The organism is Nocardiopsis moroccensis, from assembly GCF_055763695.1.
This window is the reverse complement of record NZ_CP199747.1, coordinates 925,506-951,790: the sequence shown is the minus strand read 5'-3', so window position 1 is coordinate 951,790 and position 26,285 is coordinate 925,506. Positions and strand designations below refer to the sequence as shown.

At 72.5% G+C, this 26,285-nt stretch carries 19 protein-coding genes; 9 read left to right on the top strand and 10 right to left on the bottom strand.

Going from position 1 to position 26,285, the window contains the following annotated elements; genetic code table 11:
• The first annotated feature begins 205 nt into the window (after nucleotides 1-205).
• From ACUKCB_RS03945 to ACUKCB_RS03910, 8 genes are all read left to right on the top strand, one after another.
• A complete protein-coding gene (locus tag ACUKCB_RS03945; protein WP_473039087.1) occupies nucleotides 206-1,999 on the top strand; it encodes a SpoIIE family protein phosphatase in 1,794 nt (597 codons plus the stop codon).
• 153 nt (nucleotides 2,000-2,152) lie between these two features.
• The gene (locus ACUKCB_RS03940) at nucleotides 2,153-3,784 is read left to right on the top strand and encodes an SWIM zinc finger family protein (protein WP_473039086.1); all 1,632 of its coding nucleotides are present in this window, start codon (nucleotides 2,153-2,155) and stop codon (nucleotides 3,782-3,784) included.
• Between the two features lie 470 nt (nucleotides 3,785-4,254).
• Nucleotides 4,255-5,811: a TIGR02677 family protein gene (locus ACUKCB_RS03935; protein ID WP_473039085.1), complete on the top strand. Its 1,557-nt coding sequence runs from the start codon at nucleotides 4,255-4,257 to the stop codon at nucleotides 5,809-5,811.
• Nucleotides 5,808-7,154, top strand: a complete 1,347-nt coding sequence (locus ACUKCB_RS03930; protein WP_473039084.1) for a TIGR02678 family protein — start codon at nucleotides 5,808-5,810, stop codon at nucleotides 7,152-7,154. Before ACUKCB_RS03935 ends, ACUKCB_RS03930 begins: the two co-directional genes overlap by 4 nt.
• Nucleotides 7,151-11,278 carry a TIGR02680 family protein gene (locus tag ACUKCB_RS03925; RefSeq protein WP_473039083.1) on the top strand — a complete coding sequence of 1,376 codons (4,128 nt, stop codon included), beginning with the start codon at nucleotides 7,151-7,153 and terminating at the stop codon, nucleotides 11,276-11,278. The genes ACUKCB_RS03930 and ACUKCB_RS03925 overlap by 4 nt, the downstream gene beginning before the upstream one ends.
• Nucleotides 11,275-12,519 (top strand): TIGR02679 family protein, encoded by a 1,245-nt coding sequence (locus ACUKCB_RS03920; protein ID WP_473039082.1) that lies wholly within the window; start codon nucleotides 11,275-11,277, stop codon nucleotides 12,517-12,519. Before ACUKCB_RS03925 ends, ACUKCB_RS03920 begins: the two co-directional genes overlap by 4 nt.
• A gap of 180 nt (nucleotides 12,520-12,699) precedes the next feature.
• The gene (locus ACUKCB_RS03915) at nucleotides 12,700-13,350 is read left to right on the top strand and encodes a hypothetical protein (RefSeq protein WP_473039081.1); all 651 of its coding nucleotides are present in this window, start codon (nucleotides 12,700-12,702) and stop codon (nucleotides 13,348-13,350) included.
• 72 nt (nucleotides 13,351-13,422) lie between these two features.
• Nucleotides 13,423-13,758, top strand: a complete 336-nt coding sequence (locus tag ACUKCB_RS03910; protein WP_191271906.1) for a hypothetical protein — start codon at nucleotides 13,423-13,425, stop codon at nucleotides 13,756-13,758.
• A 43-nt stretch (nucleotides 13,759-13,801) separates the two neighbouring features.
• On the opposite strand, the gene ACUKCB_RS03905 is transcribed toward ACUKCB_RS03910, so the two are convergent.
• From ACUKCB_RS03905 to ACUKCB_RS03860, 10 genes are all read right to left on the bottom strand, one after another.
• A complete protein-coding gene (locus tag ACUKCB_RS03905) occupies nucleotides 13,802-15,043 on the bottom strand; it encodes a DUF5685 family protein (RefSeq protein ID WP_473039080.1) in 1,242 nt (413 codons plus the stop codon).
• A 138-nt stretch (nucleotides 15,044-15,181) separates the two neighbouring features.
• Entirely contained in the window at nucleotides 15,182-15,940 is a 759-nt protein-coding gene (locus tag ACUKCB_RS03900; RefSeq protein ID WP_473039079.1) for an SEC-C metal-binding domain-containing protein, read from the bottom strand.
• A 151-nt stretch (nucleotides 15,941-16,091) separates the two neighbouring features.
• Nucleotides 16,092-18,086: a hypothetical protein gene (locus ACUKCB_RS03895; RefSeq protein WP_473039077.1), complete on the bottom strand. Its 1,995-nt coding sequence runs from the start codon at nucleotides 18,084-18,086 to the stop codon at nucleotides 16,092-16,094.
• Between the two features lie 309 nt (nucleotides 18,087-18,395).
• Nucleotides 18,396-19,367 (bottom strand): aldo/keto reductase, encoded by a 972-nt coding sequence (locus ACUKCB_RS03890; RefSeq protein WP_473039076.1) that lies wholly within the window; start codon nucleotides 19,365-19,367, stop codon nucleotides 18,396-18,398.
• Nucleotides 19,367-19,816, bottom strand: a complete 450-nt coding sequence (locus tag ACUKCB_RS03885; protein WP_473039075.1) for a MerR family transcriptional regulator — start codon at nucleotides 19,814-19,816, stop codon at nucleotides 19,367-19,369. Before ACUKCB_RS03885 ends, ACUKCB_RS03890 begins: the two co-directional genes overlap by 1 nt.
• 102 nt (nucleotides 19,817-19,918) lie before the next feature.
• The gene (locus ACUKCB_RS03880; RefSeq protein ID WP_473039073.1) at nucleotides 19,919-20,593 is read right to left on the bottom strand and encodes a TetR/AcrR family transcriptional regulator; all 675 of its coding nucleotides are present in this window, start codon (nucleotides 20,591-20,593) and stop codon (nucleotides 19,919-19,921) included.
• Between the two features lie 43 nt (nucleotides 20,594-20,636).
• Nucleotides 20,637-21,410 carry a hypothetical protein gene (locus ACUKCB_RS03875; RefSeq protein ID WP_473039072.1) on the bottom strand — a complete coding sequence of 258 codons (774 nt, stop codon included), beginning with the start codon at nucleotides 21,408-21,410 and terminating at the stop codon, nucleotides 20,637-20,639.
• Nucleotides 21,411-21,478: 68 nt separating this feature from the next.
• Nucleotides 21,479-22,165: a hypothetical protein gene (locus ACUKCB_RS03870; protein ID WP_473039070.1), complete on the bottom strand. Its 687-nt coding sequence runs from the start codon at nucleotides 22,163-22,165 to the stop codon at nucleotides 21,479-21,481.
• Between the two features lie 22 nt (nucleotides 22,166-22,187).
• Nucleotides 22,188-23,147: a hypothetical protein gene (locus tag ACUKCB_RS03865; protein WP_473039069.1), complete on the bottom strand. Its 960-nt coding sequence runs from the start codon at nucleotides 23,145-23,147 to the stop codon at nucleotides 22,188-22,190.
• A 479-nt stretch (nucleotides 23,148-23,626) separates the two neighbouring features.
• The gene (locus ACUKCB_RS03860) at nucleotides 23,627-24,856 is read right to left on the bottom strand and encodes an acyl-CoA dehydrogenase family protein (RefSeq protein WP_473039068.1); all 1,230 of its coding nucleotides are present in this window, start codon (nucleotides 24,854-24,856) and stop codon (nucleotides 23,627-23,629) included.
• Nucleotides 24,857-25,113: 257 nt separating this feature from the next.
• On the opposite strand from ACUKCB_RS03860, the gene ACUKCB_RS03855 reads away from it, so the two are divergent.
• Nucleotides 25,114-26,274 (top strand): alpha-hydroxy-acid oxidizing protein, encoded by a 1,161-nt coding sequence (locus tag ACUKCB_RS03855; RefSeq protein ID WP_473039067.1) that lies wholly within the window; start codon nucleotides 25,114-25,116, stop codon nucleotides 26,272-26,274.
• Nucleotides 26,275-26,285: the final 11 nt, after the last annotated feature.

The window sequence follows — 26,285 nt, the reverse complement described above, 5'->3', positions numbered from 1 at the left end:
TGTGTACGCACCCGGTGCGAGCGGCTATTCCGCTTCAACCCGAGACGAGCCCCGCGGCGGTCTCGGCCGGAACCGGCGTCGGTGAGGCGGTGTCCCCGCCGTGGGAGCCCGGCCTCCGCACTCGGATCCCGCGGCCCGGCGGCCCCAGCGGTGCGAGAACCGGAGGTGGAGGATGGGCGACAGCGGCTGGCCGACGGAGGCCGGCATGTTGCGTGCGGTGTTCGACAGCGTGGGCGCGGGGATGCTCGTCATCGATTCCAACGGCCGCATCACCGCCTCCAACCCCTACGCGCGACAGATCGTCGATCGTTCCCGGGAGCAGCTGCTGGGCGCGGACGTGCACGACCTGCTGCACCGCGACGCGGACGGGAACGAGGTGTCGCGCCGGGAGTGCCCCGTCCTGGGCGTGTTCGACAGCGGCCGGCCGGCCGAGGGAAGCGAGGAGTTCTACCTCGGCGGAGACGGCTCGCTCGTGCCCATCATCTGGGCGGCCACGCCCCTCCAGCACGGGGAGGGCCCGGAAAGTGTCGTCATCGTCTTCCACAACTTCAAGAAGCACCGCGACGCCAGCGAGCAGACGGCGGCGCACCTGGCGACCCTGGAGGAGCTCACCGCCCAGCTGAGCATGGTGGCGGAGGTCTCCGTCCTCCTCATCTCCTCCCCGCAGACCGGAGAGGTGTTGGACAAGCTGGTGCGGCTGCTGGTGCCGGACCTGGGCGACTGGGCGGTGATCGACCTGCTCGCGGAGGGGAACACGGAGAAGGAGATGCGACGTGTTGCCGTGCACTCCCTGGGCGACCACGGCACCGCGGAGTCGTTGAAGGGTCCGCTGCCGCCGCTGTCCCGGACCTCCCGTGCGGCACTGGCGCGCGCCGTGTACAGCAACCGGCCCGTACTGATCGACACAGGAATCCAGGCCGGCGCACCGGACGACCCGCTCGCCCTGGCGCACCGACAACTGTTCGAGCACCTGGGCGAGGGCTGCGCGGTGGTGGTGCCGATGTACACCCGCAGGGGGATCTTCGGCGCGCTGACCGTGGCCCGGACCGGACGGCAGGCCGCCTACACCGACGCCGAGGTCCTGGTGCTGAGCGACATCGCACGGCGCGCCGCGCTGGTGATCAAGAACAACTGGCTCTTCGAGCAGCAGCGCGACATGGCCGAAACTCTGCAACGCCAACTCCTGACCCCCCTGCCTCAGGTCGACCACCTGCAGTTCGCCGCCCGTTACGAACCGGCGAAGCAGACCTCCGAGGTCGGCGGGGACTGGTACGACGCCTTCCTCCTGGCCGACGGTGTCACGTGCATGGTCATCGGTGACGTGGTCGGGCACGACCTCCAGGCCGCCGCGCACATGGCCGAGGTCCGCAACATGCTGCGCGCCCTGGCCTGGGACCGCCAGGAACCCCCCAGCACGATCATGCGGCGGTTGGACGAGGTCATGACCAACACCAGCGACGCGCCCATGGCCACCGCCGTCTTCGCCCGTCTGGACGGACCCGACGGCGGCCCTTGGCACCTGCACTGGGTCAACGCCGGGCATCCCCCGCCCCTGCTCGTCACCGCCGACGGCCGCGCCCACTATCTGGGAGAGGAGCACGGCCCCCTGCTCGGTACGAGCGCCGCCCTGCACCTGGGTCTGGAGTGGCCCGACATCCGCGAGGAACTCCCCGCACGCTCCACCGTGCTCTTCTACACCGATGGCCTGGTCGAGAGTCGCGACCAGCATCTGGACACGGGACTGGACCAGCTGCGCCACCACGCCGCCGACCTGGTCGGCCTCGACCTGGAGGAATTCCTCGACGGGCTCCTCGCCCGGATGGGTCCCAGCGGTGACGACGTCGCCCTACTGGCCATGCGCCTGCCCGAGGCGGGCCAGGGCGCCGACCACGACACGGCGCCACCGCAGCACGCGCACAGCCCCGCCACCACTGATCGGGGAGCTCCCGGCTCTCGCGTCGAGGGAACCCCGGTCAGGGACACCTCCGACCCGGCATAGGACCCCTTGGACCACTGGTCGTCGGTGCGCGGTCCGCCGGAACCGTGTCCGCGTACCGGGGACCGGCCCTGCTTCACGGTGACCGGTTCCCGGGCCCGGCCGGAGGGCCGGGAAACGATCACGGGGTTGCGCTGGCGGCGGTTCAATGGACCCATGCCCTCCTACACACGTGAAGACCTCATCCAGTTGGCCGGCGCGAAGTCCTACCACCGCGGAGTCGGTTACGTCTCCCGGGTGAGGGGGGTGACCGTCGCCGGGAACACGGTGCGCGGAATCGTCTCCGGCACGGACCTCTACCGGGTGGAGCTGACGCCGCGGCGGCGCGGGTTGGAGTGGGACTGCGACTGTCCGTGGGCCGAGGACGGTAACTTCTGCAAGCACTGCGTCGCCCTGGGGCTGGTGCACCTGGAGATGGCCGAGCAGGGCACCGTCCCGCCGAAGGCCCCGAACATGCGCGCCTACCTGGGCTCGCTCGACGGCACCGCGCTGGTGGACCTGGTGCTGGAGGCCGCCGAGGCACTGCCCGAGTTGCGGCAGCGGTTGGAGTTGCGCGCGACCCTGGCGAGCGGGGGCGCGGCCGACGGCGCCGGACGGGCGATGGTCGACGGGGCCCTGCGACTCGGGGATTTCGTGGGGTACGAGGAGGCCCGCGGGTACGCGGAGCGGGTGCACGGGGTGGCCGGAGAACTGGAAAGGCTGCTGGATACGGGGGCGGCGGGCGAGGCCGAACGGCTGGCCCGGCACGCCGTCGGAGTCCTGGACGAGCACGCGGGGATGGTCGACGACTCGGCCGGGTACCTGGGCGGGGCGGGGGCCCGTCTGGTGGAGGCGCACGTGGCGGCGTGCACGGTGGCCGGGCCGGACCCGCTGGTGTTGGCGGGGTGGCTGCTGGACCTGCAGCTGGACGGGTCGGGTTGCCCCGAGCTGCTGTTGGAGACCTACGCGAACGTACTCGGCGAGGAGGGGCTGGAGCGCTACCGGCAGGACCTGTTCGAGGGCGAGCTCGGCGACGCGGCCCGGGGGTGGTCGGTCGAGTTCCTGAGGTCGGAGTACGCGCGGGTGGCCGGGGACACCGATCTGTTGGTCCGGGTGTACGCCTCCGGGGAGCACGTGCACTACCCGGGGATCGTGGCGGCGCTGGAGGAGGACGGCCGGTCCGGCGAGGCGTTGGAGTGGGCGGAGCGGGGACTGCGGGAGAGCGGGACGCATCCCGACGGGCAACTCCTGGACCACGTGGTGCGCGCCTACCGGGACGCGGGGCGCGGGGAGGATCTCCAGGCCCTGCGCTGGGAGGTCTTCGAGCGCTCCCCGACACCGCACACCTACCGGGCCCTTCGCGAGGACTCCCCACGGGACGAGTGGCCCGCCGTGCGTGAACAGGCACTGGCACTGTTGCGCCGGGCCGCGGCCAGACGACGCGCCGCGCACTTCCCGTGCACGCTGGTGGAGGTGCTGTTGGACGAGGGCGACGCCGAGGCGGTCTGGGAGGCGGCCGTGGAGCACGGCTGTGACGACGGCCAGTGGCTTCGGGTGGCCGCTCTCCGGGAGGAGGGTCACCCCGAGGACGCGATCGGGGTGTACCTGCCGCGGGTCGAAGCGAAGGTCGGGCTGACCGACACGCGCCTGTACCCGGAGGCCGCGAGGCTGGCCAGGCGGGTGCACGAGCTGTACGGAAGGCTGGGACGGGCGGACGAGGCGAGGGCGTTCGTGGCGGGGTTGCGGGCCGGGCACCGGCGCAAGCGACGGTTCCTGGCCGAGCTCGACCGAGTGGGTTTGGGGGCCTGACGCCTCGGCAGGAGCCCCGCCCACCGCCGTTCGGGTTCGGGCGCAGGTCCGGGGAGCCTCAGCACTTCCTGTACTGGCGCTCCGATCCGCACCGGCACGGCCTGTTGCGTTCGGGAGTCCACGGCCCCGGCCTCCTCGGCTTCGGCCGCACCACGGAGAGGAGGGCCCCGGGGTGTTCGATCTCCGCCGGGTGCTCGACGGTGTCCGACAGGACGTCCGCCCTCGCCTCGGGAAAGCGGGCCGGGTCGTCCGGAATCTCCTCGGGAAGGTTGGGGTCCCGAACGGTCTCCCACGACTGCGGGGCGAGCGGAGCGTGGTCGGCCGACGGACCCTCGGGGAGGGTTTCCTCCGCCGTGCCGCAACGCCGTGTCCCATCGCCCCGGAGGTGGGCGGTTCGTGTGTCCACGTGTACCCGGGGCGGCCCGGTAGCGTGGGCGCGCGAGGTGGAGCGGACTACGGGGGGTCTCGGGGTGCACGGTTTCGAGCGGCTTCCGGCCCGGATCTTCGACTTCACCTCCGGTAGCCGCCGTGACCTGTACTTCGCGGTCCTGCACGTGTTCAACGACGCCAACGAACGGTTGGAGACGGCGCTGCCTCTGGAGCAGGTCCACGGTCGGCTGGCCGGGACCGGGTTCACCGAGCCGGTGGAGGAGTCGGAGGTGGAGACCGCGCTGCGGCACCTGGAGTCGATCGGCCTCCTGGATTCCTCCCAGAGCTACACCGCGGCCTACGCCACCGCCGCCGAGTTCGAACGCAAGAACGTCCAGTACACACTGACCGCTCGGGGCGAGGCCGAGTTCGCGGGGGTCCGTCTGGTGCTGGAACGGTTGAAGGAGCGGGGCGCCCTGCAGACGGCGGTGCTGGACGCCATCGCCGACCGCCTGGACGGGCTGCACACACTGATGGGCGCCGACGACCCCGCGCAGGACAGCCGGGTGTTCACCACCCTGCAGGAGCTGGAGGGGCATCTGGACTCGCTGCGGGACAACACCAAACGGTTCAACAACGAACTCCAGCGGCTGCTGCGTTCGGGCGGAGCCGATCTGGACACCTTCCACGAGGTCAAACGGGCGACCGTGGGTTACCTGGACGCGTTCGTCGACAACCTGGAGGAGCGCGCCCGCACCATCGCCGACGCGTTGGCGCGGGTGGAGGGCCGGGGTGTGGAGGGGCTGCTGAGCCGGGCCCTGGCCGGGGCGAACCTGCCGCCGAGCGCGACCGGACGGGTCCGCGAGGACTGGTTGGCGGGCCGCCGTACCAAGTGGTCCGGGCTGCGGTTGTGGTTCGCGCCCACGGAGGACGGCCAGGAGGGGGTACGCCGACTGCACGAGGTGGCCCGGCGGGCCATCGGTTCGCTGTTGGAGACGCTGGAGCGGATCACCGAGTCGCGGCGCCGGGCCTCCAGTACGGCCGAGGACCTGCGTACGGCGGCCCGGTGGTGTGCGGCTGCGGGATCGGGCGAGGAGTCGCACGTGCTGTGGTCGGCGCTGACCGGACTCTCCCCCGCCCGGCACGCGGTGCTCGGGCACACGGACGGTGAACTGATCGCTCCGGGAACGCCGTGGGCGAAGGCCGATCCGGTTCCGGTGTCGGCCAACCTGCGCTCCTCGGGGCGTTCGGGGAGGGTCGCCCGGACCGCGCGGGTGCGCGACGTCGCAGAGACGGCACGGCGCCGGAGGGAGAAGGCCCTGGTCCAGCGGGCCGAGGCGGAGCGGGCGCTGGGGAGACTGGCCACCGACGGTCCGGTTCGACTGTCCTCGTTCGGGGAACTGGAGCACGACCTGTTCGAGCACCTGTTGTCCCTGCTCGGGCAGGCGCTGTCCGAACCGGCGCTCGGAGACGGCACCCGACGCGCCCTGACCGCGGACGGGCGGATGGAGATCGTGCTGGGTCCGCCACCGGATCGGCGTGAGGCGGTCCTGCGGACACCGCGCGGGGTGTTCAGCGGACCGGACCACGTGGTGGCGATCAGCACGCCCGGGGCCGCCGGCTGCGAGGGCACGGATCAGGGGCGGGGGATCGGATGAGTGGCCGTCTTTCGGCCCGTGACACCAACCGTGAGGTGAGGCAGGCCAGGGACGAGATGGCGTCGGGCATCCAGGCGATGCTGGCCTCCCCGCTGCTGACAAGGGAGCGGGACGAGGCCGCCTTCACCGCGGTGCGACGCAGGCGTACCGAGTTGACCGCCTGGTTCGACTACTTCTGCGGTTGGGCGTTGACCGTGGAACCCCGGCAGGGTTACGCCCGGTTGGCCAAGGTGCGTGCCACCGACTCCCACGTGGCGGTGCCGCGCCCCGCGCGTCGTGTACGCGGGACGGCTGCCCCCTTCGACCGGCGGCGTTACACGCTGTTCTTCCTGGCCGCGGCGGAGTTGACCGTGTTGAGTCGAACCACCGTCGGTCTGCTGGCCCAACGAGTGGCGCACACGTGCGCCGTGGAGGAGGGCATCGCCGAGTTCGACTCCTCGGTGCGGGCGGAACGGGCCGCGTTGGTGGACGCACTGCTCCTGTTGGAGGACTACGGGGCTCTGACCGCTGTGGACGGCAGTACCGAGTCCTATCTGGCGGGGGCGGACGCGATGGTGCTCTACCGCGCCGACACCGCTCGGCTGGCCCGGCTGCTCAGTACCCCGGTACCGCCCTCCCGGCTGGGCGGGCCCCGTCCCGATCTTTCGGAGTTGCTGGCCGAGGAACGGTACGGCCCCCGCGTGGATGATTCCGCTGACGCCGATCCGAGCCCGGGCGGCGGCCCCACCCGCAACCAGCGCCTGTTGCGTGCCCGGCACTCACTGATGCGGCGCCTGTTGGACGACCCCGTGGTGTACACGGCGGACCTGAGCACGGACGAGGCGGAGTACGCGGCGACCCTGACCGGAAGGGGCCTGTTGCGCCGGGCCGCGGAGGAGGCGGGGTTCCGGTTGGAGGAGCGGGCCGAGGGCTACCTTCTGGTGGATGCCGGGGCGCACGCCACCGAGGACGTGTTCCCGGGTGAGGGCAACGTGAAACAGACCGCCCTGTTGCTGCTCGACGTCTTGTTGGCTACAGCCGGCCCGCTGCCCCTGAGTGCTCTGACCGGTGAGGTGGAGGGGTTGTTGGCCCGAAGGCCCTCCTGGGCGCGGAGTTTTCGCGGTGAGGGCGGGGCTCTTCAGCTGGCCAGGGCCGCTCTCGGGGTTCTGGTCGGGCACGGCCTGGCCAGAGAGGCGCTGCTCGGGGAAGTAGTGGACGGGGGCCCTGCGGGTCCTGCCGACGGGGCCAGGCCCGCGCCCCGGGACGAACCGTGTTATCGGGCGTTGCCCGCGGCCCACCGCTACGCCGTGGACCGCGCCGACTTCGGAGAACAGGCACAGAGCCAGGAAGGTGGACGGGCATGACCCAGGTCCCGGTGGAGCGCACGTCCGACCGGTGGCGTCCGGTTCGCGCCGGCATTCTCAATGTCTGGCGTTACTACCAGGAGGTCTTCACCTTCCACCGGGGACGGCTGTTGTTGCGTGGCCGCAACGGGACCGGGAAGTCCAAGGCCCTGGAGTTGCTGCTGCCGTTCCTGTTGGACGCGAGCCTGCGCGCCCACCGGTTGTCGACCTTCGGCGGCAACGAGCGGGCCATGCACTGGAACATGATCGGGCACGGCTACCCGGGGGCCACCCGGGTGGGATACGTGTGGCTGGAGTTCGAACGCCCCACCGCCGAGGGCACCGAGCACCTCACCCTGGGGGCCCGGCTCCAGGCCACCCGGGACGTCTCCTCCGTGACCCCCACCTACTTCACCTCGACCGCGCGTGTGGGCGAAGAGTTGTCCCTGCTCACCCCCGAGAAGCAACCGCTGACGGTCAAACAGCTCAAGGCCGCGGTCGCCGAACCCGGGCACGGAACGGTCCACACCGGCCCGAAGGAGTACCGGGCCGCGGTCCGCGGGTTGCTCTACCCCCGCCTGGACCAGGCCCGCTACGACGCGCTCATCACCGCGCTGTTGCAGTTGCGCACCCCCAAACTCTCCGAGCGGTTGGACCCGGGGTTGCTGTCCTCCCTGCTCTCCAGCGCCCTGCCCCCGCTGGGACGGGGGGAACTGGCCGACATCGCGGGCGGGTTCGAGCGCCTGGACCGGCACCGGGAGCAGCTCGGGGACCTCGCCGGGGAGGTCGACGCGGCCAAGGCCCTGGCCGACCGCCAGCGCGTGTACGCCTCGCGAGTGCTGCGCGGTGCCGCGGCGGATCTCACCACCGCCGCCGTGGAGATGGGGCAGTGCAACGAGAACCTCCGCGAGGCCCGAACCCGGGTGGAGGCCCTCACGGCGGAACTCACCCGCCTGGACGGGAGGGAGCAGGAGCTGGAGGAACTGTCCGAAACGGTCTCCGGTGAGCTGCGGGGGCTCAGGGACAGCGAGGCCTACCGGGCCGGGAACGGGATCGAGATCCTGCGGGAGCGGGCCGGGACGGCCACGGACGAGGAGAGCAGGCTCGTCGCGGAGGCAGAGCGACGCCGGGCGTTGGCGGAGCGGTCCGACCGGTTGGCCGCGGAGAGTGCCGAGGCGGTGGCGCGGGCCGAACGGGGCGCAGCCGGGGTCCGGGCCGGTGTCGAACGCGCGGCCCAGCGTTCGGATCTGGTCGGGTTGTTCGAAGAGGCCGAGCAGGTCCTGACGGCCCAGGGGCGTGACGGGGTTCAGCAGGCCCGGCGTCTGCTGCGCGCGGCCGTCTCCCATCGGGGGGAACTGATCCGTGCGGTGCACACCTCGTTGGACAGCCTCCGAGGACTGCTGCGGCGCCGGGAGGAGCTGGAGGCGGACCTGGGGGTTCTGACGGAGGAACTCGACACGGCCGAGGAGGACGAGGCCAGGTCCGAGGCCGCTCACGAGACCCGGTTGGCGGACCTGGCCGAGGCTCTGGTGGCGTGGGCGCGTGAGTGCGCCGAACTAACCCCGGCAGACCCGGAGGAACTGGTCGAGGGGATCGACCAGGAGACGGGAGACGGGCCCCACGCGGAGGTGGCCGCCGCCCGGCAGCGTGCCGGCGAGGGGTTGGCGGCTCTGCGCCAGCGGGTCCGGCAGCGCACCGAGCACCTTCTCGAAGAGCGGGCCGGAGTGGCGGACCGAATCGCGGCGCTGGAGGCGGTGGCCGTGGTCGACCCGCCGGTTCCGCACACCCGTACCGCTGACCGGTCGGTGCTCCCCGGCGCCCCGCTGTGGCGACTGGTGGCCTTCGCCGACGGGCTCCCCGAAGCCGCCCGCGCCGGGGTGGAGGCCGCGTTGGAGGCCTCCGGTCTGCTGGACGCCTGGCTGACGCCCGACGGCTCGGTGTCCGGCGTGGCCGGTGACACGGCCCTGGACGCACGGGTACGACCGGTGGCCGGACCCAGCCTGGCCGACGTACTAATCGTGGAGGAGGATGCAGCGGTCCCGGCCGAACACGTGCGCGCGGTGTTGGCTGGGATCGCCTACACGGGCGGGGGTGCGCGCGTGCCGGAACACGACACCGGTGCCCGGGGCGGGGCACTGGGATCGGCCCCGGACGCCCCGGTCATGGCGGGTGCCGACGGCCGTTGGCGACTCGGTCACCTGCACGGCCAGTGGGGCAAGGAGCTGCCCGCGCATATCGGGGAGCAGGCGCGGAAACGCAACCGTGCCCGGTTGATCGCCGGGCTCAACGTCCGGCTGGCGGAGATCGACGATGCCCTGGCAAGCGCGGCCGAGGAGGACCGGGCCCTGGCCGAGCGGCGTCGGCGGCTCGACGCCGAGGTCGCCGCCCTGCCCTCCGACGCCTCGACACGGAGCACGGCCCGTGGACTGCGTTCGGCCCAGGACCTGGTGTCCCACCGGCGCGGAACGCTGGAGCGGCAACGTGAACGCCTGGCCGGACACGAACCCCTGGTGGCGGCGGCCGAACGGGAGCTGCGGGCGCTGGCCGCACGGCACCGGCTGCCCGCGGACGGGGAGGCCCTCAAGATCGCACGGTCGGCGCTGGGTTCCCTGGGTGAGGCCGTGGAGACCTGGTTGGACGGGCAGGTGGAGCTGTTCGAGGCAGTCGGCAGGCGGGGCCAGGCCCAGGAGACCGCCGCGGTGGCCGAGGAGGAGGCCGTTCTGGCCGCGCGGGCGGCCACGGAGTCCGCGCGGGTCGCCAGGGAGCTGAACGCACGCCTGTCCGCGATGGACGCCACCGTGGGGGTGGAGCACCGCAGGGTCCAGGAGCGCATCGCCCGGGGTGAGCGCAGGCTGAAGGAGCTGCGCGACACGCTGGGGTCGGTCCGCTCCGAGCAGCGTGTGTCCCAGGGGCGACACGGTGAGCTGCTCGCCGACGTGCGGGTGTGGGAGGAGCGGGGTACCGCCGCGGTGGTGGCCCGCGACGCCTCGGCCGACCGGTTCCGGGGACTGCTGGACACCTCCCTGTTGGCGGACTCGGGGCTGGAGCCACCCGTAGCCGACGTGTCGACGGTGCGGGGTGCCCTGGATGCGGCGAGGGCGGTCGCGGCCACATCCTCACGGACCGACCACTCCCCCGAGCGGATCAGCGGGGCGCGGGCCAAGGTGGCCGAAGCCATGCACGACGCCCGGGACACCCTGGCCCGGCGGACCTACCTGGAACTCCTGACCGACGGCGAGGTCCAACGGGTCAGCGCACTTCTCGACGGGGTACGGGTGGGGGCCCGTGGCCTGTACGAGGCCCTGGTCGAGGAGCAGCGGGTCCGGTCCGCCGACCTCACCGGGGAGGAACGTGAGCTGTTCGACCGGGTGTTGACCGGGGACACCCGACGCCACCTGGCCGAACGGCTACGGCGGGCCACCGGCCTGGTGGAGGGGATGAACGAGCGTCTGAGCCGGGTGCGGACCGCCTCACGGATCTCGGTACGGCTGCGCTGGGTGGTGGCCCCGGACGCGCCGACCGGTACCGAGCGGGCCCGTGAACTGCTCGTACGTGACCCGCGGAACCTGGGGGACGCCGACCGGAAGGCTCTGCACGACTTCTTCCGAGCGCGGATCGACGATGTGCGCGCGGAGGACTCGGCCGCGGGTTGGGAGGAGCACCTGACCCAGGTGCTGGACTACACCTCCTGGCACCGTTTCACCGTGGAACTGGACCGCGACGACGGCAGGGGCTGGCAGCGGCTGACCCGGCGCGAGCACGGCGGGCTCTCCGGCGGGGAAAAGGCGATCGCGTTGCACCTGCCGTTGTTCGCGGCGGTGGCGGCGCACTACGCCACCGACCCCGGGGCGCCCCGGTTCATCCTGTTGGACGAGGTGTTCGTGGGGGTGGACTCGACCAACCGGGGACAGATCTTCGCGCTCATGGTCGACCTGGGTCTGGATCTGGTATTGACCAGCGACCACGAGTGGTGCACCTACACCGAGCTGGACGGTATCGCCATCCACCAGCTGGTTCCGGGGGAACCGGGCGAGGACGACGACGCGGTGACGACCGTGCGATGGGTGTGGACCGGGTCGGCCCTGGAGGAGGACGAGGCGGAGGCCGACGGGATGGCCGAACCGGGGCCCGGGGAGAGGAAGTGAGTTCCCCCGAGGTGCCGGAACACCTGGGTGAGGGACCGCTGATGCCACTGTGGCGAGCGGTGCACGAGCGGCTGTCCTCCGGCGCCACGGTGCGTTCGGTGACCGTGCGGAACCTGGACGATAGGTCACAGGCGGCCCTGGCCGACCTGCTGGGACTCGCCTCCTACCCGGGCCCGCGGGTGAAGGTGCGCCTGGACCGGTTGGACGGCGCTCTGGCACCGCTGGGAGTGGACGCCCGTGCCGTGGCGAGCGCACTGGTCGGCCCGATCGACGACCGGGCCGCCGACCGGGCTCGTGCCGCCGACGAACGTGAGCGGCTCTGGACGTGGTTGGGATCCCACCCGGTGGTCACCGAGCAGCCCGCGCTGTCGCGCTGGGTGGACCTGCTCCGCGGCGACCGGACGCCCCGAGCGGACACGGAGGTGCTTCGGCGCCGTCTGGAGCAGGCTCTCGCGATTCTCGCCGCCCTTCCCCTGGCCGACGGCCGCCCGCTGCCGACTCTGGCCGCCGAGGTGACCGGGGACCCGCACGCCCTGGACGGCACCAAGGCGCTGCCCGTACTGGTCCTGCGGGCTCTGGCCGTCCTGCACGATGTCGACGCCCCCGAGAACGCACGCGAGCGCCGTGCGCTGTGGAGCGGGTTCGGAGTGGACTGCGACGCCCACTCCACCTCCGTGTTGGTTCTGGGTTTGCGCCCACGGGGGAAGCGCGCGCTTTCCGTGACCCTCCGGACATGGTCTGACGCCGGGCGGGCCGCGGTCCTCACCCTTGACCAACTGTCCGACGGGGAGGCGCTGTCGCAGCCCTGCCCCGTGGTGTTCGTGGTGGAGAACCCGTCGATCCTCGCGCACGCCCAACGCGCCCTGGGCACGCGCTGCCCTCCCCTGGTCTGTGTCTCGGGTTGGCCGAACAGTGCGGCGATCACCCTGTTGCGCAGGCTCTCCGAGGGCGGGGCCGAACTGCGCTACCACGGGGACTTCGACGGGGAGGGACTGCGTATCACCGCCCATCTCATGGCCGTGGCCGGTGTCCTCCCCTGGCGTATGGGGACCGGCGACTACCTGGCGGCGCACTCCCGGGTCCATGAAACCCCGGCGCCCGGACGGGTCACCCCCGCGCCTTGGGACCCGGATCTGGCCGCCACCATCCTCGCGAAGGGGGCCGCCGTCCACGAGGAGAGGGTCGCGGACCTCCTTCTGGAGGATCTCCGGGCCGGGGCCGTCGCTGACCGCACCGCCTGACCGACACCTCGTCGAACGTACGCGGGACGACGGGACGAGGGCCCGGCCCGCGGTCGGGACCCCCGGGCATAAGGGCCGGGGCTGTGGAGGACCGGCCCGGGTTGTCCACAGGCTCTGAGCGGGGATCGCCGATGCGGTTCATGATGGGAGGGCATCCGTTCCACCCCTCCGGGAGCCGCGATGATCACCACGTTCTTCCCCCTCGATCCGAACCCCGCCCGGCTGGAGCGTCTCGCCCGGGAACACGCCCGGCAGTTGGATCTGGACCGTGGCACGGACAGCACCGCAGTCCCGCCGCCACGGCTGGTCGTCAACTATCTGCGCCACGAGTGCACCGACTACGACCTTGACCAGAGCAGAGCGCGACACCGGGTCGCCCGCGAAGCGATCGGGCTGCGGTTCCCCTGGTTGGCCGAGGAGAGCGAACGCCAGATCGCCCAACGCGCGGCACGGGACGCCCTGGCGGAGGAGTGCCGTCAGGCAATGGCAGCGGAGGTACGACGGCGCTGGGAGGAACACCGTGCCCTGGTGGCGCGGTCGCGCGAGGTGATCAGGAGAATGCACGTGGGCCAGCGGGTGAGTTTCCGGTTCGGGCGCTACCGGTACACCGGGGTGCTCACCAGGATCGGCCGGTCGAGGGTAACGGTGGCCTACCGGGTGGCCACCGGCCGTGATCGCGACAGGGTGCGGTTGGTGCACGCCGCACTGCTCACCCCGGTGGAGGAGGATCCGGGCAGCAGACCCAACCTGCCCCGAACCGGGGTTCACGGCCGGTGTCGGCTCGTCCTCCCGCAGCGTACGGAGGTGCGGTGGGCGGGGTCGCGCGGGTGAGTTCTTTAAATTCGTGGCGCGTTGAACACCAAAAGTTGCACAATCGTCACTCTGTAGGTGCAGAGTAAGAGAATGAAGCGCTGCGATTTCTGTGAACTCCCCGTCGGCGAGGGCTGCGCCTGTGCGCTGCCCCGCGACTACATCGGTAACTGTGGGACGGGCACCCCGTTCTCCACCACGAGGCTGTCCCCTTCCGGTGACGCGATCATCATCTCCCTGCGGGGCGTGGCCCACCGGCTCGGCTGCTCGCACCAGGCCGACTCGAACGTCAGGGCCCCGCACTGGGGCTGGATCAACTATCCGGACCCGAAGCTGTGGCAGCGGATCAGCATGACTTCCCCTCTCCGGGCCACCGGGGGCAACACCAAGCGGGCTGCCACCCGCCGGTGCCGGAGCTGCGACCGCTGAGCTCCCCCGAAGCGCGGTGCCCCGGGGAACCCGGTCAGTCGCATCAGGTACAGACCTCACAGCAGTTACAGCAGGTACAGCATTCGCAGACACCGCACCAGGAGTCCCGGGGCTGGCCGGACCAGGGCCCGGGGTGGGGGTCGCGGCAGCAGAACTGACAGGTGCAGCACATGAACAGTGCGGTGGCGCAGCCCGTCAGGAGTCCCCGGTTCCGGGGCGGTTCCTGCAGGGCGGGGGTGTCGCACGCGCAGGCGGTGCAGCATCCTCCCTTGCTCCGGCCTCGGCCGGAGCCGTGGTCCCCGCCATGGCCGCCGGGTCCGTGCTGTCCGCCGTGACCGCCGCCGTCCTGGTGTCCGGGGTGTGGTGAACCGTGGTGGGGCGGTTGGTGACGTCCCCAGCCGGGACCCGGGCCGTGTTGCGGGCCGGGGTGTCCGGCGTGCGCGAAGGTGCGGGCGACGGCGCGCCGCAGTTCCCGGACCAGGAGTACCCGGACCAGGCGGTCGTCACCGAACCCGGTCTCCCGCAGTGCCAGCTCGACACCGAGGACGGCGTCCTCGCAGAGCTCCCGGGCCCGGACGGTCGGGGTGGCGGTGACGGTGAGCGGGTTCCAGGCACCGTTGGCCAGGTCCTCCTCCCGGTCCTCGACGGCGTCCAACAGGTGTGCCACACGGCCGAAGAGGCGGCCCGCCTCGCGCAGGGGTGCGACGTTGGCGGGGGCCCCGGCCAGAACTGCGGTGTGCGCGAAGGCCTCGCCGGTGGCCTCCTCGGTCGGCCGGGTCACGGTGAGCACGTCCGTGCCCTCCCTGGCGGAGAGTTCGGCCTCCCGCTGCCGGTCGACCACGGAGACCAGCGCGCCGCCCTCGAAGCCGAGCCTGTTCCCGGACGCCTGTGCACCGCTGCGCCACCGAGCGGCCACCCGTCCGGCGACGGTGCGCACACCGGGGCGGGCGTAGGGGCCGTCCCCGTCCTCGATGTGGTCGCTGATCTTGGCGGAAGCGAGCATGAGTGACACCGCGGCGGCCAGGTGCGCGCCGGAGCCGTCGGCGACCCGGGCCCCGCGCATACCGCGCAGGGGGCATCGGCCGGCCGTGCGGGTACCGGCGTGCTCCTCGGACTGGGCTGCGGTCAGGACCGACAGCACGAGGCCGTCGTAGTTGGTGGCGACCCTGGAGGCCTGGCCGTGTTCGTCGCGCAGTGCCAGGCACAGCCCGCACATGTGGGACATCCACTCCCGAGCCAGGTCCTCGGACAGGCTGTGCCGACAGGGCCGAAGGATTCCGAACACGAACCGCCACCTCTTCTCCCGGTGCGCCGGGTGCGCACTGACGGAGGTTGTGACTCCCGAACCACCGAACGGGTTCCCGGTTCATCGAACTCGTGACCGTCCAGCCGCGGTTCGGGGTCTGCGCCGTGCCGGTGCGGTTCAGCGCGCCAGTGGGGAGCCGCAGCACTTCTTGTACTTGCGGCCCGAACCGCAGGAGCACGGTTCGTTGCGTCCGGGGGTCGGCGGGGTGGAGCGCTGCCCGGGCCCGGGCCGGGCGGCGGAGTCGGCGGGCCGGGACCGCTCGGGGGCGTTGCCGCCGGGGGTGTCGCCGCTCAGGTCGGCGAGGTTCTCCACCGGGGGCAGGTAGGCGTCGGTGGAGCGGGTCGCCAGGTCGTGGGCGTCCGGGGCCATACCGAGCAGCTCACGCATCCGGGCGCGACCCAGCAGGGGCATCAGACCGAGCCGGTTGAGTTCGGCGACGGTCTCCGGGGGCTGGGCGAGGATGCCCCGGCAGACGACGTTGTAGCAGTGCAGGGCCTTGTCGTACTCGCCCCGGGCGGCGAGGTCCTCGGCGAGGAGGAGGGCCACGCCCCGGTCCAGCCCGGGGCCCGTCAGCTCTTCCAGGAGCTGGTCGGCCTCCGCGTCCCGGCCTTCGGCGCGCAGCATCCCGGCGAGCTGGTTGGTCGCGAACTGGCGGTGTCCGGCGTGGGGTGCGTGTTCGCGCAGGGCCTCGGCCAGGGTCCGTGCGGCGCTGGGGTTCCGCTCGCGGAGCGCGTCCACCGCGTCGAGGAGGATCTCGCCCGCCTCGTCCGGGAAGGAGGTCAGGTCCTTCAGGTGCTGCTCGGACAGGTCGAGGCCGCGGACGGTGTCCCACAACGGCTGCGGAACCGCGGTGGGGGCCGGGGAAGAATCGGTCATGGGACCAGGTTAGGGCGTTTTCGGTGGCTGCCGCCCGTCATGGCGGATGTGGGCGCCCCGGTGGGTCGGGGGTCACAACGCCCGGGTCGGGGCCGGCGTGTCCCCGGCCGCACCCGTACGGGGGCGCGGCCGGGGCGGGGCACAGCGGCCCTCACCCGGAAGAGGTGAGGGGGCGGGCCAGACCGGCCAGGAGTTCGAGAACGCCCTGACCGGTGCGGGCGCCGACCTCCAGTCCCGCGGCGAAGACCACGGCGAGCAGGACCAGGGCGAGGAGGACCAGGGGCCAGCGGCGTCCGCGCTCGGGGTTGGCAGCGGATTCGGCTTCGATCCAGGACTGGTCCAAGCGAGCGATCTCCCTGCGTAGTTCCTGGACCTCGGCGTGGTAGTGGTCGCGTTCGGCGCGGACCCGTTGGAGTTCGGCCCGTTCGGCTCGCACGGCCGCCCGGGCGTCGACGACGTCCTCGTGGGCGCCCGCGGGGCCGCGTTTGGCGTGCCACCGTTCCAGGCGGGAGAGGGGGAGGTCGACGTACTGGGTGGGCCAGTTGTCGTCGGGATCCTCGACTGCTTCCTCGACGTCGGGCTCGGTCTCGGTCGCGTAGTCGGAGGGCTCCTCCTCCATGGTGTCCAGGACCGGGAGGGGCGGGGCGTCGGCGGGGGTGCGGGTCTGCGGCAGGAGGGCCGGGGACTCGGGGTCTCCGGGTGGGCGGGGGTCGTGGGTCTGCGGAGGCTCGGGGGTTTCGGGGTGCTCCGGGGTTTCGTGACTCGTGCCGGGCCGGGGAGACAGTGGGGTCCCTGCGGTGGCGGCGCCGGATTCCGCCACGTCGGGTTCCGAGGGCTCCTCGTCGCATGCCTGCCGAGGGCTGCGCCTGGCCACCCCCAGGAAGGTGCGTGCGCCCACGCCCCGGAAGCCGCCGGCCGGTTCGCTCCAGGCCTCCTGGGCGGAGGTGTCCTGGGGCTGGTCCTCGGCGAAGGGGTCGGGGGCCTCCGCCAGGACGCTCCCGGCCCCGTCCTCGAACCCCGCGTCCTCGACCCCGTCCTCGGGCTCCGGTCCGTTCCCGGCCTCCGGCCCCGGTGTCCGTTCCCGCAGGAGTGCGGGCAGATCCTCAGGGAGCCCGGGCAGGTCCTCCACCGGTGCGGGTGCCTCGACGCGGGGAGCCGCCGTGGGCCGGGGTCTGGGGTCGAACCAGTCGCGGAGCAGTTCCCGGCGGTCGGCGAAGGTGGCGGCCCGCGGCACGCCCCGGGAGTGCAGGTGTTCGGCGAGCGCGTCTCCGCCCTCCTCCCGCAGGACGGTGACCAGCCCGTCGGCGATCCTGAGCTGGTCGAGCGGGGTCGGCGACAGGAAGGGGGACCCCGGGGCCGGGTTCCCGGTGGGCGGCCCGAAGGCCAGATGGGGTCCGTCCTCGGTGCCGAGGAGGGGGTCGTAGGTGGAGAAGGACCAGTGCCATCCCGCGGCGGGGAGGGCGGCGCTCGGGGTGAGGACCTCGTGCAGGGTCCGGTGCACGCCCCAGAGGAAACGCATCTGGACGGCCTGCCACAGGTCGGCGCGGTCGGGGTCCAGGGTGATGTGGATGGGCCGGTCCGGGCGTTCGAGGGCGCGGGCGAGCGCTCCGACGAGGATCGGTTCGTCGTCGATCAGGGTCTCGGTGGCGCGGCGGTCGCGGGTGCGCAGGGCGCCGGGGGCCGCGGTGCGTTCCCAGGGTTCGGGGGCGGGCAGGGCCGACATGGTGGCCCAGCCGGGTGTCGGGGGTCTGCGTGCGGCGGGGCGCGTGTTGGGGTTCTCGTGCAGGGCCAGGATCCGGGAGAACGTCAGCCCCCGGGTGGGGCCGACGATCGCCCAGGCGTGGGCTTCGTGGACGTCGCCGGGCCAGCGGTAGACGAGGGCGCTCTGGCCGTCCGGGTAGTGGCGGGCCCAGAGGGTCTCGGGGTAGGCGGCCGGTTCGGTGTCGGGCAGAGCGGCGCGGTAGTCCGCGGTGAGTGCGGGGACCAGCCGGTCGCGCCAGGAGCGCAGGACCGGCTGGTCCTGTTGCGGGAGGGAGGTCGCCGCCGGTCCGGGACCGACGCGGCCGAGCAGGGTGGGTTCTGCCCAGGCGAAGTGGATCTGATGGTGGGCACCGGGGTCCGCTTCCAACGATGTGCTCTCGGGCAAGTGCCCCTCCCACGATTGACGGATCCGCGGTGCACGTGGCCACTCTCACTGGTTCGCGGACCTGCGGCGCGCGCGACCCCTTCTGGCCGCGCGCCTTCCTAGGGAAGGTATCCGCCGGAAGCGTCAAGAAACCGTGAAAGCGGAGTTATGCGGTTGTTTGCGAGCTTTGAGAAGAAAGGGGTACCACAGGTCGGTGCGAGTCCACGGGGAGAGCTCCCCCCGGGGGCGGAGACCCCGGGGCGGGACCGTCGGCGGGCCGGAGCACGGGCAGGATCCCGGGAACGGGCAGGGCCACGGGGAGCAGGTCGTTCAGTGCGCGGCGGTGAGCCGGGCGTGCTGTTCGGCGGTGAGGGTGAGGTCGGTGGCTTCCAGCGCCTCGTCGAGCTGGGCCGTGGTGCTGACCCCGACCAGCGGGATGATCTGCGGCTCGTGGTCCATCAACCAGGCGAGGACGACCTGGTTGCGGGTGGCGCCGCTCTCCTCGGCCACCCCGTCCAGAGCGGCCAGGCGCGCGGTGGTGCCCGGGTGGTCATAGGCGTACTCCAGTGGCCGGTCGGGGCGGGTGTAGGCACCGGTCAGCAGGGGTGTGTAGGCGACCAGGGCGTACTCGCGGCCCTGGGCCCCCTCGGCGCGGACGAAGTCCAGGAGTTCGGGGGTCAGGTGCCTGTGGCCCGTGGACTCCAGGGGTGCGTCGTGGCGGGGCTGAAGGTAGCTGTAGCGGTACTGGAGCACCCGCGGCCGCGGCCAGCCCCTGGCCTGGGCGGTGGCGCGGGCCCGCTCCAGCCGCCAGGTGCGGTGGTTGCTGATGCCGAGTTCCCGGACGGTCCCCTCGGCGACGAGCTCGGCGAAGGCCCCGACGGTCTCCTCGACGGGTGTCCCCGGGTCCTCCCGGTGGGCGTACAGCAGGTCCAGGGCGTCCACGCCCAGCCGTTCTCGGCTGCGCTCGGCGGCCGTCGCCACGACCTCGGCCGAAAGCCCCTCCTGCGCCTCCAGGCCCGCTCCGGGGACGGTGGGCTGGGCGCCGACCTTGGTGGCGATGACGATCTCGTCGGTGACGCCGCGTTCGCGCCGCCAGCGGCCGAGGAAGGTCTCGCTCTCGTGCCCCTGGCCGCCCTCCACCCAGAACTGGTAGCAGTCGGCGGTGTCCACGAAGGTGCCGCCGGCCTCGACGAAGCGGTCGAGCAGGGCCGCGGATGTGGCGGCGTCGGTCGTGCTGCCGAACTTCATCGCGCCCAGGCACAGGGCGCTGACGGTGCGGCCGTTGACGGTGGTGTAACGCATCAGCTGCCCTCCCCCGCGGAGGCCGTCTCCGGGACGGGCCCGGCACCCGGTGAGGGGAGGGGCTGCTCGGCGGGAGTGGGGTTCTCGGCGAGCACACCGAGGTAGTAGTCGATCTTGTGCTGAATGGTGTGCTGCCTCTCGCGCAGTTCGGCGATGCGCGCGTCGAGGTGGTGCTGGTGGCTCTGCAGCACCTCCAGACGGTCGGGGATGGTGTGGTCACCGTCGCGGACGAGTTCGGCGAAGTCCCGCAGCCGTGCGATGGGCATGTCGGTGTCCCGCAGGCACCGGACCAGGTGAAGCAGTTCGACGTCGTCGGTGCGGTAGCGGCGGTGGCCGCTGGGCGCGCGGTCCACCTGCCGGAGCAGGCCCGCCTTCTCGTAGTAGCGCAGGGTGTCCAGGGTGAGGCCGAAACGCTCGGCGACCTCTCCGGGTGTGAAGTAGTCACTCATCCGGCAAGCATGCGACCTGGAGTGCACTCCAGGTCAAGCCCCGGGGCCCGCTCTCCGCCGGGCCGGTACGGACCCGCGCCGGTTCCGGCCGGGCGGCCCCGGTCAGGTCCCGCTGCCGCGGATGGCGCCGACGACGGCCTCGGTGAGGTCGTCGATGATCTCGGACTCGCTCACCTCCGGGTGTTCGAGCCACCACTCCCCCGCCGCCTGGACCATGCCCACGACGGCGTGCGCGGCGATCTGGGAGCGCAGGCGCCCCCGGATGCGGCGTTCGGTCAGCAGCAGGTCGGCGAGCTCCTCGCCCAGACGGCGCACCATGAGGCCCAGGTCGCTGCGGGTGCGCACGTCCTCGGAGGTGGCCCGGTCCATGAGGAACCGGTAGAGGTTGAGGTTCTGCGAGATCATCGACAGGTACGCGCCGACCGTGGCCCGGGCGCGCACGTCGAAGTCGGTGTGCTGGTACAGCTCGGAGCGGATCGCCTCGATGAGCGGGTCCACGTGGCGTCGGGCCAGCGCGCGGTAGAGGCCGCCCTTGTCGCCGAAGTGCCGGTAGAGGATGGGTTTGCTGATGCCCGCCTCGGTGGCGATGGCCAGCATGGAGGCGTCGGGGCCGTCGCGTTGGATCACCCGGTCGGCGGCGTCCAGGATGGCCCGCCGCCGTTGGGGGTCGCGGCCGCGCCCGCTCCGTCCCTGCCGGGGCGCCGGGGCTTCGTCGGAGGGCTTGCCGGAGGCGCCGTTGTCGGCTGGCACGGTCTGCTGCGTGTTTTCGAAGGCCACAAGGGTTCACCGTAGCGGAGGGTTCGGTGCGGCGGTTCCGGGCTCAGGAGCGGAGCGCGATCCAGGTCGCGCGGGCCTGGGCGAGCAGGCGGCCCGTCTCGTCGTAGAGGGCGCTGCCGGTGTGCACCTTGCGGCCGTCGACGGATTCCAGGTGGCCCATGACGATCGGGGTGGAGCCGACCGCGGGCAACTCCAGGAGCTGCGCGCTCATCCGGCCCAGGACGATGGGGCGGCCGGAGACGTCGCTGGACCAGCCACCGGGGCAGTCGAGCGCCGCCCAGACCTGGGCTGGTGCGGCCCTGCCGTCGCCGCCATCCACGGCTTCCAGGACGTCCCACGTGCAGGCGACGGTGTTGCCGACCCCGTCGGGTCCCCGGCCCGGGCGGACCGAACCCGCGAACAGGCGCAGGCCCTCGCCCTCTGCGCGTGCGGGGCCGCAGCTGTAGCAGCGCGGGAAGGGGTGGTCGGTCAGGCCCGCGTAGCGCTTCCGGGCCTGGGCGGCCTCGTCGACGGTGACCGGGCCACCGGGGATCGGGGCCTCGTCGAAGGGGGCGGTGCGGACGGCTTCGGCGACCAGGCGCGCCTTGTCCTGGGCGGTGGGGTCGACCAGCCGGAGCCCCTCCTCGGGGGTGCCCTCCACCGTCAGCGTCCGGTCCAGCGGCGGCGGGGTGCGCAGGGTGACCTGGACGGCCGGACCGCCCGGGGTGGTCAGCAGGCCGGCGAGCAGGCCTGCGCTGTAGCCTCCGTTGCCGGAGCCGTCGGGGCCGTTGAAGGCCGCCGGGATGGTGAGGGTGGGGGCGCCGTTGCCTGGTGTCATGGCTCACAGGGTAGTCGGAACGGGGTGGGTGGTTTCGGCCGCCCCGACCGGTTCTGCGGCGCGGGTGTTCAGGACGGGGCCAGTTCGGGACGGCCCAGACGGGTGAGGGTCCGAAAGAACCAGGGCCCGGCCGCCGGGCCGCCCCGTCGGACCCATTCCTCGGTGAGTGCCCGGAAGGCCCTCTCACGTGAGCGGTGGCCGCGCCGCGCCCCAGCGGCGAGGACGGCCGTGCCGGCCCCGGCCAGGGCGGGGCAGAGCGCGCGCACCAAGTCCCGGTCAGCCGTGTCCGCGGGTCGCGACCGCATCCGCAGCATGGCCGCGATGAGCAGTCGGGCGGTCGTCCAGGCCTCGGGGGCCAGTGTGCCGCCGGGCGGCTCCGCAGCCGACGGTCGGCGCTGTCGCGTGCGGCGCGGCCTGTGCGGCGATGGTTGCGGGGGCAGTAGGCCGTCCAGGGTGTACCCGCTCTCCCGGGCCCGGTCCGCCATCCATCTCCGCCGGTCCGGTCCGAAGTCGGCCATCCAGACCAGCGCGGCCCGGGCCCGCCGTTCGCGTGCCCGCGCGGTGGGGGCCACCGCCGCCCGGAACAGCGGCAGGGTGTTGTTGTCCCACACGTCCGCGGTCCGCCGGATGGTGGGCCGGTCGTAGGTGTCCGCCGCCTCGGCGATCTGGGCCACGGAGCGGTCGAGGAGGGCGCCCAGCGCTTCGGCCGCACGGGGCCGTGCGGGGCCTGCGTGCGGGGCCTCGCCTTTCCGCACCCGGGACACCGGACACGGCCGGCTACCAGCCCAGAATCTCCCGGGCGGTCTCCACCTGTTCGCGCAGTTCTCCCGCCCGCTCCTCCAGTGCCTCACGGTTCTCCTCGACCTTCGGTTCCTGGAAGGCGCGCTCCTGTGCCACGAAGACGTCGAGGTAGCCGGAGGTGTCCATGCACCCGGCGGACAGGGGCGCGTCGTCGCGCCCCAAACCTTCCCCGGCGCCCAGCGGGGCGCCCTCGTACCCGGTCTCCCGAACGCACTCCCGCCAGTCGGCTTCGGCTGCCCCGACCTCGGGCGAGTCCACCACGGCGAAGAAGGATTCGCTGTGGATCTCCTCGGCCGGCCTGTGCGTCCCGGGAAGCTCGCCCCCCTCGTCCAGATCGACGTAACCCTCGGGGCCTGGGGCCGCGGTCGCGGGGTCGATTCGCAGTCGGGCCTGGTGGCGGCAGCCGCCCTCGGGTACCGGGGCGCCGGAGGGTGTTTCGATCTCGTCACCGGTGTGGGAGAACCCGTCGACGACCGTGCGGGCCTCCTCCCGGTCGGAGCCCTCGGCGAGGAGGTAGGGCTCCCGCCGAAGGTCGTCGTCCAGAGGCACCTCGAAGCCGTACTCCTCGGCGAGGTCCGCGCGGGCCATCCCGTAGCGGCGGTACTCGTGGTGGGGGCCGAAATGGGTGAGCGTCTCCTCGCTGGTCGCCGTATCGGGGTTGACCGAGGCCTCGAAGCCGAGTTCGTTGAGGCACCGCACGACCAGAACGTCCTCGGCCCGGCTGATGGTCCACTGCTCGTAGCCGTCGAGCACGTAGTCGTAGACCGGCAGGTGGAGCCGCTCGCCGAGTTCGGGGTCCGTGACGGCGTAGGGGTCCTCCGGTTCCTCGAAACCCTCGGCCCGGGCCTCCGCCGGGCTCTGTTCGGGGGCGGGCTCCGTGTCCGGTTCCTCCGCCCCGGTGGTGCAGGCGGTGAGGAGGAGGGTCAGGACCGCCACACGGGCGAAGAGGCGGGCGGGGCCGGTACGGGAACCGGCCGGAACCCCGGTGGGGAAGGTCGTGGAACGGTCCGATCCGGGCGGGGGTGAGGACGGGGGCGGTAACCGCACTGAGCTCTCCGGAGGTGGGGGACGAGAGTGGGGCGGCGGGGCAGCGGGGCAGGGCCGGCGTGCCGGACAGGCGCAGGAACCGGCATCCGCGATGGTAACCCGTCCCGGGGCGGCGCTCCGGGCTGGTCCCGGGAAGTGGGACGGAAACAGCCGGGCCCGACCCCCGGCCCGCGGATCACGGGGGTCGGCCCGGTCCGCCTCGTGTGAGTGGTCCTCGGACACCAGGTGCGGAGGGGCCTGGGACAGGGGTCGGACACGCATCGTGTCCGACCCTCCACAGTTCCCGCGCCCTCTCCGTGCCTGTGCCGGCCGGTGCGGCACAGGCACGGAAGACGCTCACGAAAGATACGACCCGAACCGTGCCGACGTCACCGGATCGGCAAGCCCGTGATCTGGCGGCCGATGATGAGTTTTTGGATCTCGCTGGCGCCCTCGAAGATCGTGAAGATGGTGGCGTCGCGGTGCCAGCGCTCGACGGGGTACTCGCGGGTGTAGCCGTTGCCGCCGAGGATGCGCAGGGCGTTCTGGGTGACGAAGGTGGCGGTCTCGGAGGCGAACAGTTTGCTCATGGAGCCTTCGGCGTTGGCGAAGTCCTTGCCGTTGCGGGCCATCCAGGCGGCGCGCCACACGAGCAGGCGGGCGGCGTCGATGCGGGTGGCCATGTCGGCGAGCAGGAAGGCCACGCCCTGGTTGTCACCGATGGGCTTGCCGAACTGCTCGCGCTGGGTGGAGTAGTCACGGGCGTACTCGTAGGCGGCCCGGGCGGTGCCCACGGCCATGACGCCGACACTCGGACGGGAGGCCTCGAAGGTCTTCATGGCGGCCTGGCCCTTGGAGCGTTTGCCCTCGCGGGCGCGGGCGAGGCGTTCGTCGAGTTTGTCCTTGCCGCCCAGCAGGCAGGAGCCGGGGACGCGGACGTCGTCCAGGACGACCTCGGCGGTGTGCGAGGCGCGGATGCCGTGCTTGGCGAACTTCTGCCCCTGGGACAACCCCGGGGTGTTCGGCGGAACGATGAACGAGGCCTGGCCGCGGGAGCCGAACTCGGGTTCCACCGAGGCGACCACGACGTGGACGTCGGCGATGCCGCCGTTGGTGGCCCAGGTCTTGACGCCGTTGAGGACCCACTCGTCCTTGGCCTGGTCGTAGACGGCGCGGGTCCTGATCGCGGAGACGTCGGAGCCGGCGTTGGGCTCGGAGGAACAGAACGCGCCGAGTTTGACGTCGTCGGCGGTGCCGAACATCTGCGGCACCCACTCGAAGAGCTGTTCCTGGGTGCCGTTGGAGGCGACCGAGACGGCGGCCAGACCGGTACCGGTGATGGACAGGGCGATGCCCGGGTCGCCCCAGTAGAGCTCCTCGAAGGCGACGGGGATACCGAGGCCGCTCGGCTCCAGCCACTGGTTGGCGAAGAAGTCGAGCGAGTACAGCCCGATCTTGGCGGCCTCCTGGATGATCGGCCAGGGGGTCTCCTCGCGCTCGTCCCACTCGGCCCCGGCGGGGCGGATGACGTCCTTGGCGAACCCGTGGGCCCAGTCCCGGACGTCGCGGACGTCCTCGCTCAGTTCCAGGCTGAAGGCGGGTGCGGTGGCCTCACTCATGCGCTTACATCCTTTGTCGAACCCTCCGGGGGACGGAGGGGCGGCCTATGCGTGTTACCAACGGTAACAGTTTTGGGCTTCACGGTGGAAGTGGGCATCGACGTCTCGGCGACCACGGGACCAGCACATGGTGCGACGCTGCTGCGAGGCCCCGGGGGGCGCTCGCCCCGGCTCCGGGACCCAGCGGATATTGACACGCGAGCACGTCCGCTCGGATGATGCCGCTCACATCCCCACCCCCTTCCTCGGAGGCGTTCATGGCACCGCGCTACGGCGACTACCAGCTGGAGATCTACCTGAACGGCCTCGCCGGCGTCGTTCCCTCCCACCCGATGACCTTCGCCGAGCTGGAGCAGCGGGCGGCCCGGACACTGCCGCCGTGGGTGTGGTCCTACGTGGCCGGAGGCGCGGGCGACGAGCACACCCAGGACGCCAACGCCGCGGCCTTCCGACGCTGGGGCCTGTACCCGCGGATGTTCGTGGGGGCGGCCGAACGCGACACCTCCGTGGACCTGTGCGGCGTCCGGCTGCCCTCGCCGCTGATGATGGCTCCGGTGGGGGTGGTGGGGCTGTGCGCGCAGGACGGGCACGGCGATCTGGCCACGGCCGAGGCGGCTGCCAGGACCGGGGTCCCGATGATCGCCTCCACCCTGTCGCAGGAACCGATGGAGGAGGTGGCCTCGCGGTTCGGGGACACACCCGGGTTCTTCCAGCTGTACACGCCCACCGACCGGGAACTGGCGGCGAGCCTGGTCTCGCGCGCCGAGGCGGCCGGGTTCCGGGGGATCGTCGTCACCCTGGACACCTGGATCACCGGGTGGCGTCCGCGCGACCTGGCCACCGCGAACTTCCCGCAGCTGCGCGGGCACTGCCTGGCCAACTACACCTCCGACCCGGTCTTCCGCGAGCGGGTGGGGGCGAACGCCTCCCCCGAGGAGGTGGTCGCGCACTGGACCGGCATCTTCGGAAACCCGCTGACCTGGGAGGACCTTCCGTGGTTGCGGTCGTTGACGGACCTTCCGCTGTTCGTCAAGGGCATCTGCCACCCCGATGACGCGCGTCGGGCCGCGGACGGGGGCGTGGACGGCGTCTACGTGTCCAACCACGGGGGCAGGCAGGCCAACGGGGGCATCCCGGCGCTGGAGTGCCTGCCGGACGTGGCCGCCGCCACGGACCTGCCGGTCGTCTTCGACTCCGGGGTGCGGTCGGGCTCGGACGCGGTCAAGGCGCTGGCGCTGGGAGCCACCGCGGTCGCCGTGGGGCGTCCCTACGTGTACGGACTGGCGCTGGGCGGCGCGGACGGGGTGGTACACGTGCTGCGGTCGATGCTGGCCGAGGCCGATCTGCTGATGGCGGTGGACGGCTACCCGTCACTGTCCGACCTGACCCCGCGGGCGCTCAGGGAACTGCGGGGCTGAACGCCCCGGCC

Bases quoted from the DNA above. Each gene is read 5' to 3' on its own strand.
- ACUKCB_RS03875 (WP_473039072.1), bottom strand. From the start codon at position 21,410: ATGACACCAGGCAACGGCGCCCCCACCCTCACCATCCCGGCGGCCTTC.
- ACUKCB_RS03925 (WP_473039083.1), top strand. From the start codon at position 7,151: ATGACCCAGGTCCCGGTGGAGCGCACGTCCGACCGGTGGCGTCCGGTT.
- ACUKCB_RS03915 (WP_473039081.1), top strand. From the start codon at position 12,700: ATGATCACCACGTTCTTCCCCCTCGATCCGAACCCCGCCCGGCTGGAG.
- ACUKCB_RS03945 (WP_473039087.1), top strand. From the start codon at position 206: ATGTTGCGTGCGGTGTTCGACAGCGTGGGCGCGGGGATGCTCGTCATC.
- ACUKCB_RS03855 (WP_473039067.1), top strand. From the start codon at position 25,114: ATGGCACCGCGCTACGGCGACTACCAGCTGGAGATCTACCTGAACGGC.
- ACUKCB_RS03885 (WP_473039075.1), bottom strand. From the start codon at position 19,816: ATGAGTGACTACTTCACACCCGGAGAGGTCGCCGAGCGTTTCGGCCTC.
- ACUKCB_RS03910 (WP_191271906.1), top strand. From the start codon at position 13,423: ATGAAGCGCTGCGATTTCTGTGAACTCCCCGTCGGCGAGGGCTGCGCC.
- ACUKCB_RS03860 (WP_473039068.1), bottom strand. From the start codon at position 24,856: ATGAGTGAGGCCACCGCACCCGCCTTCAGCCTGGAACTGAGCGAGGAC.
- ACUKCB_RS03890 (WP_473039076.1), bottom strand. From the start codon at position 19,367: ATGCGTTACACCACCGTCAACGGCCGCACCGTCAGCGCCCTGTGCCTG.
- ACUKCB_RS03930 (WP_473039084.1), top strand. From the start codon at position 5,808: ATGAGTGGCCGTCTTTCGGCCCGTGACACCAACCGTGAGGTGAGGCAG.
- ACUKCB_RS03940 (WP_473039086.1), top strand. From the start codon at position 2,153: ATGCCCTCCTACACACGTGAAGACCTCATCCAGTTGGCCGGCGCGAAG.
- ACUKCB_RS03900 (WP_473039079.1), bottom strand. From the start codon at position 15,940: ATGACCGATTCTTCCCCGGCCCCCACCGCGGTTCCGCAGCCGTTGTGG.